The 12,931-nt window shown below is 44.5% G+C and carries 9 protein-coding genes; 2 read left to right on the forward strand and 7 right to left on the reverse strand.

The annotated features are described in order from the left end of the window. Positions 1–322 precede the first annotated feature (322 nt). The 3 genes from QUA74_RS07685 to QUA74_RS07695 all read right to left on the reverse strand — a co-directional run bounded on the left by QUA74_RS07685 (position 323) and on the right by QUA74_RS07695 (position 4,559). Positions 323–994 carry a PEP-CTERM sorting domain-containing protein gene (locus tag QUA74_RS07685; protein ID WP_333326688.1) on the reverse strand — a complete coding sequence of 224 codons (672 nt, stop codon included), beginning with the start codon at positions 992–994 and terminating at the stop codon, positions 323–325. Between the two features lie 1,528 nt (positions 995–2,522). Then, positions 2,523–2,693 carry a hypothetical protein gene (locus QUA74_RS07690; protein ID WP_333326690.1) on the reverse strand — a complete coding sequence of 57 codons (171 nt, stop codon included), beginning with the start codon at positions 2,691–2,693 and terminating at the stop codon, positions 2,523–2,525. 288 nt (positions 2,694–2,981) lie between these two features. Continuing rightward, complete coding sequence (locus tag QUA74_RS07695; protein WP_333326692.1) at positions 2,982–4,559, reverse strand: outer membrane protein assembly factor BamB family protein; 1,578 nt, start codon at positions 4,557–4,559, stop codon at positions 2,982–2,984. A 127-nt stretch (positions 4,560–4,686) separates the two neighbouring features. Here QUA74_RS07695 and QUA74_RS07700 point away from each other — a divergent pair, with 127 nt between their 5' ends. Then, a complete protein-coding gene (locus tag QUA74_RS07700) occupies positions 4,687–6,774 on the forward strand; it encodes a thioredoxin domain-containing protein (protein WP_333326694.1) in 2,088 nt (695 codons plus the stop codon). A 222-nt stretch (positions 6,775–6,996) separates the two neighbouring features. On the opposite strand, the gene QUA74_RS07705 is transcribed toward QUA74_RS07700, so the two are convergent. From QUA74_RS07705 to QUA74_RS07720, 4 genes are all read right to left on the reverse strand, one after another. Further along, positions 6,997–8,085: an ABC transporter ATP-binding protein gene (locus QUA74_RS07705; RefSeq protein WP_333326838.1), complete on the reverse strand. Its 1,089-nt coding sequence runs from the start codon at positions 8,083–8,085 to the stop codon at positions 6,997–6,999. Positions 8,086–8,305: 220 nt separating this feature from the next. Continuing rightward, positions 8,306–9,367 (reverse strand): spermidine/putrescine ABC transporter substrate-binding protein, encoded by a 1,062-nt coding sequence (locus QUA74_RS07710; protein WP_333326696.1) that lies wholly within the window; start codon positions 9,365–9,367, stop codon positions 8,306–8,308. 51 nt (positions 9,368–9,418) lie between these two features. Continuing rightward, the gene (locus QUA74_RS07715; RefSeq protein ID WP_333326698.1) at positions 9,419–10,276 is read right to left on the reverse strand and encodes an ABC transporter permease; all 858 of its coding nucleotides are present in this window, start codon (positions 10,274–10,276) and stop codon (positions 9,419–9,421) included. Between the two features lie 106 nt (positions 10,277–10,382). Then, entirely contained in the window at positions 10,383–11,231 is an 849-nt protein-coding gene (locus QUA74_RS07720) for an ABC transporter permease (RefSeq protein WP_333326700.1), read from the reverse strand. A 101-nt stretch (positions 11,232–11,332) separates the two neighbouring features. Here QUA74_RS07720 and QUA74_RS07725 point away from each other — a divergent pair, with 101 nt between their 5' ends. Further along, the gene (locus QUA74_RS07725) at positions 11,333–12,844 is read left to right on the forward strand and encodes an FAD-dependent oxidoreductase (RefSeq protein WP_333326702.1); all 1,512 of its coding nucleotides are present in this window, start codon (positions 11,333–11,335) and stop codon (positions 12,842–12,844) included. The last annotated feature ends 87 nt before the right edge of the window (positions 12,845–12,931 follow it).

The following is a 12,931-nucleotide window of genomic DNA, read 5'->3' on the forward strand; positions in this document are numbered from 1 at the left end:
ATTACGCCACCCATCTAGCGATGATTGGCCCTTGAACTGTGCCGCATCAATTCGGCTCAGTCCGTTGCGGAGATTGCTCGCCCTCTAAGAGATTTCAATGCCTAGTTGATACACTGGATTACCAGGACTCAATTATAGATCTTAATAACAGCCGTAGCGCTACAAATGTGTTTGAGATCGGCTTCCAAGTCCGGGTTTTTCACGGTGGCGCGCTATTAGATAATAAGAAACCTGGTTTCTTGGTGAAACCAGGTTTTTAGGTCTAACATAAAATAATCAGTTTGGCATCAAGCCAGGAGCAAAAAGCAGTGAAAATGATAGCCTATTCAGCTTTTTGAGCCTGAGCGCGTTGCTTTTTGAACATAGCACCAAAACCAACAGCGGCTCCAGCAGCAAGCATTGTTAAGGGTTCAGGAGTAGCTTCAGTGTTGCTAGTGCTGATGGTGCTGATGTAAGAATCGCTTTTACCACCTGGTAAGGCTTGAACGTGCAAACCTAATTTTAAGGCACCGGTATTCAAAGCGGAAACTACGTTAGCATAATTTCCAGTAAAGCTCACTCCGAAAGTTTCGGTACCTTGGACACCCCATTTATTAGCAGCACCAGTATCCCTTGTGAAGGCATAGTCTGTGGTGAAACCATTACCACCTTGAGGCAACTGATCGTTACCAGCACCACCACTAAAAGCTACGGTACCAATGTTACCAACGTTAGCCACGGCATTAGACAGATAGCCATTATCATCAAAGAGAACTTTACTGATAAACATATCAGAGGCAGCAGTATTTCCCGAGTTGGAGATGTTAAAAAGAACTGATGCACCTTGGTCAATTACGTCAAATGTAAAGGTGTTTTGATAGGCATCTCCCGGCGTATCGCCACCAACGATATTACCAAAGCTGAAGGCCGAGGCAGGTGCTGCGGATACTGCACTAAGAGTGGCGACACCGGCAACAGCTAAAATATATTTGACTAAGTTTAATTGGAATTTCATGGTTGACACCGTTATTTGTAAGTTGACTGGAAGTAGGTTTTTTCCCTTCACATATTCAATATAAACGGAAGCACAAGTTAATGCAACTAGGTTTGATAAAGATTCGATGAAGATTGAGAATACGCTGATGGGATTTAGCCTAAATGCCTAAAGTGATGACTTCTAGCTAGCTATTTCCTATGGCTTACATCAAAAAATATGGGTGCTGCCATCCGGATTTTAGTCGTGACTTTTCTCTCTTTTAAAAAGCTATAACTTAGATTCCTAAACAGGGGTGCGACACAGCATAATTACTGATAAAACTATTTTAAAGCTCTAAATTATGCCTTTAAAATTTTTGTTATCCGTTAATGTACGGTATCAAAGTTTAAGTGAGAGCTTGATTACTGGGTAAAAATAGGTAAAAACCGATGGTGACAGTTGAAGCTGCCGAATGTGGCTATAACTCAGGACAAAATCTGGGCTCATATTCCGTGCGTCGATTCTCGCTTTCGGATTCAGCAACAAGCGCCATTTAGACTTATATGTTGCACTATTACCAAGAACCTGCTCTGGGGCCCGTTTCACAAAGAATGAGTTTTCTTGGGGGGAGTAGGGGTTGGGCAGGAGATCCCGCCCAAAACAGGCTTATTGATTATGGTGCAACATTTCAGTTTAGAGAGGAATGGTTTCGGTGGTCGTTATTATCTGTGACGCCGGAAATTTAACCGACTAAAGGGAAGACTCGACTTTCTGGGACATAGTTTTCGGAACACGGTCAGGGCTGTTTCATTCTCAGGAAAACCAGCCTTTTGTACGGGTCGTGCCAAGAATGCCGACCCGACCCATCCAGAATTTGTTAGGCATTTGGTGGGATTGGGGCAGCCACGGGGGGCTGCCCCAACAAGAGAATGAAACAGCCCTGCGTCTACCGTAGAAGTCGCGCTGCTGGTTATCTAAAAATGTTGAGACTAATAATTCTATTTCTGGGTCTGCTTTCGCTAAAAATTGGTTAATATTATTTTTCCGAAAAAGCTCGATTCCAAGATTTAACGGGTGATAAGCAAGTAGAAAGAGTTTACGCAGTAAGGGTTTGAGTAGCTTGTTATCAAAAAAATGTGTGCGTGCGACGATCGCTAATTTTGAGGCTTTCTACAGGGTCGAATGAGGATCGTTCGTGTTCGCTACCATCAAAATAGTCAATAAACTTGTGATAATTACTACTCTCTAGAGGGAGGTTCAAGAGCCTAAACCCTCTAAATATCAAGGTTTTAGCGGGTTTCTCACTCCGTCAATTCCCAGATTCAGTTTGGCACTGTTTGGGGACAGCAGGAGGAACCGTCGCAGTCAGCAAAAATTTTCCCAGCCGTTGATCGAAGGTTCTCCGAGACGATCGACTCATTTGACATCTAAATTATCAGCGATCGTATGAAAACAGGATGATCAGCAACAACTCAGCTAAAACATCTCGCGCTAAACTGCTAGAGAACTGATATCATGTCCGATCGATTAACCATAATATCCCCGTCGGGGCGGGTTTTTGAGATTGTCAATTGATAATGCCGTACTTTGTTACTTTTTTCGGCAATTTGCGACGACGGTAAGAGTTAAAAACGTGTTTTTCTGGAAATTCTCCTCTAGTTGCTAACCATTGCTGTGCCGCCGCCACAATATCCTGTTCGGAAATGCCCAATTCCGCTGCTATCTCGAAAAGGTGCACTCTGGATAATTCCCCTTCATCCTGTCAGCGTGCGATCGCAAGCTGTAAAATACCTTGAGCATCCTCTCAACCGTAAACTAAACTTATTTGAGTTTCAGGAGTTGCCATAACGAGTTTCCGATAATTTCCGAAATTCTTTCTCTCACCGCAGTTAAACCGCAGGTAGGAATAGGTGGCGGATTTCAACACCCTTTCAAGAACAGGCAAGATGCCTGTTCCACAATAAGTAGACTCTTTTGTGGAACAGGCATCTTGCCTGTTCCCGATAAAGGTACAAAATACCCATAACTAACCCAAAGTATACATCCAGCCATCCCTGGCGCAAATCCTCACAATTCCGTCCCAAACTACAGGCGTCGCCTCAAATGACAAACCAGGCTTAAATCTCCCCGATTCTATTACTTTCAAACGGTAAAACTCCCCTTTAGCATTTTTCAAAGCATTCTGATCCCCCGACTTCGCTCGTTCCCAATTCAAATTGAACAAATAAACACCGTTGTATCCCGCACTGATCAGTTTATTGCCATCGGTAAAAATCGGAGTCGAAATTGAAGAACCAATCGCTTTTTTAAATACTATTACCGGAGTATCGTAAGACTGGTTTCGCCAAGGCACAGAACTTTTTTTACCTGTAATCATATCTTGGGAACCGATGTACAAATTGCCATCGATCGCATTTGTGGCAAACAGCGCCGGAAACTCCCCTGAATTGTACTCGTCATTCAACGCCACCGAGCCAATTATCCCGCCTTCCCAGCTAGACAGTCGGCGATTTCCCGTCGGCAAAAACCATTCAACACTGGCATTCGGTTCCTTGTTGGGATTCAGCTTCAGCACTCCACCGTTGCCCTGAATGTATTGTTTTTCAATGGCACAAAACAGTTTTCCTGATTTAGAAATTACAGCACTTCCATCCAAATCTGAACCAGTATAAAAATCCCAAACTATTTTTTTAGTTGCAATGCTAATACCGTAAATATGACCGGAACCAGCAGCTATAAAAATTCTATCTTTTAGCCTCGATGGCGATGATTCCGCTACCAAGTTACCGCCGTGTTTGCTGATATCTGCTGCTGCATAAAGCTGTACTTCCGACAATATATTTGGCTGCTTGATGCCTTGTTTGATTTTTGCCTGGCTTGTGGAACTATCGAGAAAATAGCCGATCGCATTTTCCCCAGCATTGAACAAAACGCCACCGCCGATGTCCAAAGCGCTGCTGTCATTATCTCGGCTGTAGCTGGGCGTTTTCCTGATGTCCAATTTCCAAAGTTCCTTGCCAGTTCTAAAAGATATTGCCCTAAAACTCGGCACGACACTTTTGCCACCACCGCCACTACGGCTGCCTTGCAAAATCACAATTCTGTTTTCGGCGCTCGCTTTTTCATCGATATAAATCGTTGATGAACCTTTGATTATATCATCAAATTTATAGCGCCAAACTTCTTTATTAGTAGCAATATCTATTTTTCGCAAATTGTGGTCATAAGCACCTATAATTAAATAAGTTTTTCCCCCGTCTCTGGTAATAGTCGGCTGTCCTGTCCAACCGGCACCGCTCCAAACTACAGACCGCCTTCCCAGAAAAGTCCGGCCGCTTCCTAGTTGAAATTTGTCGATTAACTTCAAGCTTTTCGGAACACCTCTGCCGTAGAACCGACGCTTGTCATTACCTAAAAATGTTGGGACTAATAATTCTATTTCTGGGTCTGCTTTTGCCAGAGAATTGTTAAGATTAGTTTCTAATAAAACTTGCTCCGACGATGATGCAGTTTGGTACAGTTTGAGAACAGCAGGAGGAACAGCAGCACTCAGCAAAAATTGTCCTAGCTGTTGATTGAAGGTTCTCCGAGATGATAAGCTCATATTATATCGAGATACTCAGCCATAATATTAAAACATAATTATCAGGTACAACTCAACTAAAACATCTCGCGCTAAACTGCTAGAGAAATGACAAGCTTACCCAGCACGACTTAAAGTGGATTTGATTATGGTCAACCGTCTTGCTCAATCCCAAAGCCTTTACCTGCGGAAACACGCCGAAAATCCGATCGACTGGTGGCCTTGGTGCGACGAAGCTTTGGAAGCGGCCCGAAGCGAAAATAAACCGATTTTCCTGTCAATTGGCTACTCTAGCTGCCACTGGTGTACGGTGATGGAAGGGGAAGCATTTTCCGATGGCGCGATCGCCCAATACATGAATTCGCATTTTATACCGATAAAAGTCGATCGCGAAGAACGCCCGGATATCGACAGCATTTATATGCAAACCTTGCAAATGATGACTGGTCAAGGCGGTTGGCCGCTCAACGTTTTTCTCACTCCAGACGAGCGAGTTCCCTTCTACGGAGGCACTTATTTCCCCGTAGAACCGCGCTACGGACGGCCGGGATTTTTAGAAGTTTTGCAAGCAATTCGCCGCTTTTACGACACAGAAAAAGGCAAAGTAGAAGCCTTCAAAGCAGAGATTTTAGGCAACCTCCAACAGACGGCAGCGCTGTCAGGAGTAACCGCCGAATTAAATCGCGAAGTCTTCCAAAAAGGCTTAGAACTCAACACCGGAATTATTGCGGGCAGCAACCCCGGCCCCAGTTTTCCGATGATACCTTATGCTGAGCTAGCACTGCGGGGAACCAGATTTAATTTTGAATCAAAATACGACAGCAAACAAGTCTGCACTCAACGCGGATTAGACTTAGCATTGGGAGGCATTTACGACCACGTAGGAGGCGGATTTCACCGCTATACAGTTGATGCGACTTGGACTGTGCCCCACTTTGAAAAAATGCTCTACGACAACGGTCAAATTGTTGAGTATTTAGCAAATTTGTGGAGCGCGGGAATACAAGAACCCGCTTTTGAAACTGCGATCGCGGGGACAGTAGAATGGTTGAAGCGAGAAATGATTGCGCCAACAGGCTATTTTTATGCTGCACAGGATGCGGACAGCTTTACCACTTCTGAAGAAGTTGAACCGGAAGAAGGAGCATTTTATGTCTGGACTTATGCCGAACTAGAACAACTATTAACTGCTGAGGAATTGGCAGAAATTAAAGCACAGTTTACTGTTAGTCGCAGCGGCAATTTTGAAGGCAAGAATGTATTACAGCGCCGCCATCCAGGAAAACTGAGCGACACGGTAGAAGCGGCTTTGGCTAAACTCTTTCAAGTTCGCTACGGTGGCAATCCCGATACTGTAAAAACCTTTCCGCCAGCCCGCAACAATCAAGAAGCTAAAAACGACAGTTGGTCGGGTAGAATTCCCGCAGTTACTGACACGAAAATGATTGCTGCTTGGAATAGCTTAATGATTTCGGGTTTAGCCCGCGCTGCGGCTGTTTTTGGAAATTTGGAATATCTGGAATTAGCTGTGACAACAGCTAATTTTATTTTAGATAATCAGTGGACGGATGGGCGGTTTCAGCGGTTGAATTATGACGGACAATCTGCTGTAACCGCGCAGTCGGAAGATTATGCTTTGTTTGTGAAAGCTTTGTTGGATTTGCATCAAGCGAGTTTGACTTTAGGCAACGGGGAAGAGGCAAAACAGTTGCCGAATTCTCAGTTTTGGTTGGAGAAAGCTGTGCAGGTGCAAGAAGAGTTTGATGAGTTTTTGTGGAGTGTGGAATTGGGAGGATATTACAATACTGCTAAGGATGCTAGCGGAGATTTGTTGGTGCGGGAACGTAGCTATATAGACAATGCAACTCCGGCGGCGAATGGAATTGCGATCGCCTCTTTGGTTCGTCTCGCACTGCTGGGGCAGAATTTGGAATATCTCGATCGCGCGGAGCAAGGTTTGCAAGCTTTCAGCAGTATTGTACAAGATTCTCCGCAAGCTTGTCCTAGTTTGCTTTCTGCTCTCGATTGGTATCAGCATTCTACCCTAATTCGCACGACTCCCGATCAAATTTCTGGCTTGATTTCCCAGTATTATCCGACTGCTGTCTGTCAGATTGAGGCTGATTTGCCTGAAGGTATTGTCGGGTTAGTTTGCGAATGTTTAACTTGCAAGGAACCTGCGAAAAGTCAAGAGCGACTCTTGGAGGAAATTGTGCAAAGTCAAACGCGAGTTTAGCACCAATACTGTCTATATTATTGAACCGCGAAGACGCCAAGAACGCGAAGGAAGAAGGAGGAAGCTGGAGGAAGAAGTAGATTATCTTCTAGCGGGAAGGAAGTACATCTTCAATCGGCTCCTCAATCTTCTAAAATCTCAACTAAGTTTTCCATTGTCACGTCGCTTGGACTTAGCTTTACTGGTTAGACGGTGCTTGACGACGGTAGCGATAGTTAGATGTCAAAAAATGCAAATACTTTCCGGCGGCACGGCAACTCGAACGCTGTCGCCGACTTGGTGTCGCTGCAAGTCATCTCTGTGCAAGTTTTGTCGGCGAAGGGCGATCGAACTTTTAGCAGTCAACCGCACCGTATAGCGCGTGTCAGTGCCAATATAAATAGCCTCTTCTACTATTCCCGGCCAGGTATTTTCAGCGTCATAATTAGCCGGGTAAATAGCAGCTTTTTCTGGCCGCAACACCAGGGTGACAACTTTCCCAGCGGGCATATCTTCGGCTGTCGCAACTAACACGGGCAACTGCTGGTCAACCAACACGATTATTTGACCGTTTTGCTTTTCTACAACTTGCCCGCTTAAAAAATTGCTATCGCCAATAAAATCAGCAACAAACCGCGTTTTAGGATATTCATAAATATCAACAGGCGTCCCGACTTGTTGCAGTTTTCCTCCATCCATTACTGCAATTCTGTCAGACATAGTTAGCGCTTCTTCTTGATCGTGAGTCACATAAATAAACGTAATTCCCAATTTACGCTGCATTTTTTTTAATTCTAATTGCATCTCTTTACGCAATTTTAAATCCAGCGCTCCTAGGGGTTCATCCAACAGCAAAACAGACGGCTGTTTGACTAATGCTCTTGCTAGCGCTACTCGCTGCTGCTGTCCCCCTGAGAGTTGGCGGGGATAGCGTTTTCCTACCTCGGTTAACTGTACTAATGCTAAGGCTTCAGCAACGCGATCGCGAATTGTTTTCTGAGGCCAATTCTCCATTTCCAACCCAAAAGCGGCATTTTGTGCTACTGTCATGTGCGGAAATAAAGCATAATTTTGAAATACCGTATTTACTGGGCGGTGAAACGGTGGGCGATTTTGCATCGGTTGGCCGTGAATGTAAATTTCGCCCGCTGTGGGAGTTTCAAAACCCGCGATCATTCGCAAGGTTGTAGTTTTGCCGCAGCCGGAAGGGCCGAGTAAAGAAAAGAATTCTCGATCGTAAATTTGCAGGTTGATGTTATCTACAGCTAAAAAATCTTGACTGCGGACACTTTTAAATACTTTGGAAACTTCTAAAACTTCGACAGCGTGCATTGTGTTAGTATGTCTGAGTGATAAAAATCTGAGTTCGAGTTCGGTTAAACTGATATCTTGCACCATTCTCAATTACTGGTTTAGGAACGGGCAAGATGCCCGTTCCACAAGAAATTTATTCTTTGTGGAACAGGCATCTTGCCTGTTTTTGAGAATGGTGCAACTCCAAAACAAGCTAAAAAATTAAGTAAACCAGCCCCGGCAGAAACCTGTTTTATATCTACTTTCCAGCCCCTGCTTTAACTTCCGTCCAAGCTCGATCGTACAATGCAGTTGCTTTGCCGACATCCTGCAATAATTTCATTTTGTCAAACACCTCAGCCGGGGGGTAAATTTGAGGGTTTTTCAAATCGTTCGGGTCGATTAAACCTTGATCGATTGCTGCTTTGTTGGGCAAGCCATAGTGGGTAAAATTAGACACTTTAGCGCCTACTTCTGGCTGCAAAATAAAGTTAATAAATTTCTCCGCTAACTCTTTATGGGGCGCACCTTTGGGAATTGCCATGTTGTCTAAAAAGATAATTGTTCCTTCTTTGGGAATAGCGTAGCGGAGATTAGGATTTTCTTTCATAACTTGGAAAACATCGCCGCTCCATTCCATTGTCAGACTTACTTCTCCTTGATCGAGCAGATTTTGACCAGTATCCGGGACAAAAGCGGCAATGATATTGTTACTTTTAATCAGCAAATCGCGGGCTTTGTTAATTTCTTCGGGGTTGGTTGTATTTGGGTCAAATCCTAAATACATTAAAACTCCTGCAAATGTGTATCTGGCATCGTCTTGCCACGCCACTTTTCCGGTATATTTCGGGTCGAACATCGCCGCCCAACTGTTGATATCCCCCTTGGTGGTTTTCACGTTGTAGCCAATTCCCATCGTTCCCCACTGGTAGGGCAGGGAATATTTATTCCCTGGGTCAAAAGCTTGATTGATAAACTTAGGTTCTAGGTTTTTTTGGTTGGGAATATTGTTTAAATTCAGCGGCTCAATTATATTTTCTGCGATCATGATTTTCACCATGTAATCGGCGGGAAATATTAAGTCGTAACCGGGGTTTCCCTGTTTTAGTTTGGCATAGAGTGCGTCGCTGCTCTCGAAAGTGTCGTATTGAATTTTAACATTATTTTCTTTCTCGAATTGGGCGATCGCTTCTGGGGCGATATAACTTGCATAATTGTAAATGCTGAGGACTTGCTGCTGGTTGCCACCTGTGGGGCTACAGCCGAAAGCCACCGTTGCACTCATCACAAACAAAAGTAGGAAAGTCAGCAGGCGTTTCATAGGTTGTGTTAGTTGCAGATGACAATAATTATGACACAGAAAGCAATTCTTTTAACTTTTCTGAACTTTTAAAGATGATAAAACAAGCAATAAGGAAGCCAACAACATCAAAGTTGAAATGGCATTAATCGCTGGCGTTACTGCAAATTTTATCATGCCGTAAACAAATAGTGGCAGGGTCACTGAACCGACGCCTGTGGTAAAGAATGTCACGACAAAATCGTCCAGCGACAGAGTAAAAGCCAGCAGTGCCGCGCTGAAAATAGCGGGCCAAATTAGAGGGAGAGTGATGCGCCAAAAAGTCCGCCATTCGTTAGCGCCTAAGTCAAAAGCTGCTTGTTCTAATTGAGGATCTAGTTCCGCCAAACGCGCCCTGACAGTAATAGTCACAAAGGAAATATTAAAGACAACATGACCGATAATTACGGTAGGTAAGCCGAGATTGAGGCGAATTCCCGTGAAATTTTCTACGATCCGAAATACTAGGGTAAAGAAAACTAGCAGCGAAATGCCGATCGTAATTTCGGGCATGATAATCGGCAAAAACAGTAAAGCTTCTACTGCTTTGCGCCCGGGGAAATGAAAGCGTTCCAGCGCTAGGGCGATCATTGTACCAAAAACGGTCGCCAGCAAAGTCGAAATAGCTGCAATTAGCAAGCTGTTGTTGAGTGATGTCAAGATTCCGGCGCTGCTACTCGTAGCAATCGTCGTGCCTGCATTGCTAAACAAACTGCGGTACCAGTCAAGGGTAAAGCCACGCCAAACGGCATTGAATCTGGAGGCGTTAAAGGAGTAAATAATTAAGATGAGAATTGGCAAGTAAAGAAAGGCAAATGCTAGTGCAGCTTGTACCCAAAGCCACTTTTTGCCCATCGCACGCACGAGTAAATCTAGTTTTATTTTAGTCATTAGTTAGTAGTCAGTAGTCATTAGTCAGGAGTCAGTAGTCATTAGTCATTAATCATTAGCGCATCTTAACCTAAACGCAGGGTGCAACGATCGTGTATACCTTACCTTATTGAGTTTCGTCAGACACGCGGAAGTAAATTAACACAGGAATCAATATGATTACCGTCAACAGCATAGAAAGCGCCGACCCAAAAGGCCAATCGCGGGCTTTCATAAACTGATTTTGAATCAAATTCCCCACCATAACTGTTTTAGAACCCCCCAATATATCCGGTGTGATGAAAGCGCCCACTGCGGGAACAAAAACTAAAATAGAGCCGGCAACAATGCCGCGACTTGTTAAGGGTAAAAATACGCGCCAAAAAGTGCGGATGTCATTTGCCCCTAAATCGTGAGCGGCTTCTACCAATGAAAAATTGAAGCGTTCTATGCTAGAATATAAAGGCAGAACCATGAAAGGTAAATAGCCGTAAATAAGACCTATCGCCACAGCGAAAGGCGTAAAAAGCAAGTTTAACGGTTCGCTAATAATTTGCAGGCTTTGCAGGGCTGTGTTAACTACTCCTTCGCTACGTAGGAGTATGATCCAGGCGTAGGTTCTAACTAAAAAATTAGTCCAAAATGGAATAATTACCAGCAAAAGCAAAGCATTTCGCCAGCGGGGAGAACGGGTGGCGATGAAAAATGCCAGGGGATAGCCCACTAACAAGCAAGCGGCTGTTGTCAGAAAAGCCAGCCAGAGCGATCGCCCAATGACTCCTAAGAAAAGTCCGCTGAACAAACGCTGGTAGTTGCTGAGAGTAAATATCCAAGTAACACCGCCGTAAGTACCGCGTTCTAAGAAACTGTACAACAGTACAATTAGCACGGGCAAAATGAAGAAAACCATCAGCCATGCGGTAGCGGGAAATAAGAGCAGCAACAGGTTAGTCTGCTGGCGGTTTTTGACACTCATTATTCACTCAAGCGAAATTTAACACATAATTCAACACATTTTATATCAAATCCGCATTTTATGAATTATGTCATCATTAATAAATTATCAAGAGGTACGCAATGTCAGCAGAATCGTCAGCCCCAAAAATAGTCGTCGTCGGTGCAGGATGGGCCGGTTTAGGCGCTACCTATCACCTAGCTCAGCAAGGCTATGACGTAACTTTGTTAGAAGCAGGCCCTTATCCGGGTGGCTTAGTTGCAGGGTGGAAAACCGCCGGCGGGCGTTCCGTAGAAGCTGGGATTCATGGCTTCTGGTATCCCTACCAAAATATCTTTTCCTTGGTCAAGGAATTAGGACTCGCTCCCTTCACATCTTGGACTCGTTCTTGTCAGTATTCACCGGCCGGATTAGAAGTAGAATCGCCGATTTTTCAGGAGGAACCGCTCCTTCCTACACCGTTAGGAACATTTCTTTATACCAGATTTAAAAGGCTGCCATTAGTCGATCGGCTTTCAGCCCTGCCCTTACTCTACGCCGTCCTAGATTTCGACAATTCCGACGAAGCTTGGCGCAGGTACGATCGCGTCACAGCCCGCGAACTATTCAAACAGTTTGGCGTTTCTGCAAGACTGTACCGCGATGCTTTTGAACCGATGTTATTGGTAGGTTTATTTGCACCAGGAGAACAATGTTCTGCCGCCGCAGCTTTGGGAATGCTTTATTATTTCATCTTAGCACATCAACCGGATTTTGATGTAGTTTGGTGTCGCGGAACTGTGGGAGAAAAAATCTTTCGCCCCTGGGTCGATATCCTGGAAAAACTCGGTGCAAAAGTTTTGACAAAGCAGCGAGTTACTGATTTAATAGTTGCCAGCAACAACCAAGCCACAGGCGTTGTTTGCGGCGAAGAAACCTTCGATGCAGATGCAGTTATTTTTGCAGTTGGCGTCACGGGAATGCAAAAAATTATCAGCAGCAGCCCAGCTTTGCAAAGTCGCCAAGAGTTTCGGGACGCGATGAATTTGGGTGCCGTTGACGTGTTAGCTGTTCGCCTGTGGTTTGACCGAAAAATTGACATTCCGCTGCCTTCTAATGCCTGTTTTGGGTTTAGTTCGACTACAGGTTGGACGTTTTTTGATTTGAATGCTTTGCACGACGAATTTCGAGACGAACCGGGAACAGTTGTCGAAGCTGACTTTTATCACGCAAATCAATTAATTCCCCTGAAAGATGAGGAAATTGTTTCCTTAGTTCAGCGGGATTTAGCGACTTGCATTCCGGCTTTTCGGGAGGCAAAAGTAATTGACAGCAGCGCGATTCGGCTGTCGCGGGCGGTGACGCATTTTGCCCCTGGCAGCTATCAGTATTTGTTGCCTGCGGTAACAAGTTATGATAATGTATTCATGAGTGGCGATTGGGTTGTGACCCGTCACGGTTCTTGGTCGCAGGAAAAGGCTTATGTTACTGGTTTGGAGGCGGCAAATTTGGTAATTTCGCGTTGCGGACTTGGGAACAAAGCGACAATTATTCCGGTGGAAGCTGACGAACCGCACATTCAAATCGGGAGAAGGATTAATCAGTTTACTCGCAGTTTGACTAAAACATTCATTCCCGATTTTTGGCTGCCATAATTTTTAGTCATTGGTCATTGGTCATTAGTTAATAGTTAGCGGTAAGGTGCGCCCTACTACTGCTTTCTGTAATAGTATGTCATAGCT

The sequence above is a fragment of the Microcoleus sp. LAD1_D3 genome (assembly GCF_036702135.1).
Taxonomy (GTDB): domain Bacteria; phylum Cyanobacteriota; class Cyanobacteriia; order Cyanobacteriales; family Microcoleaceae; genus Microcoleus.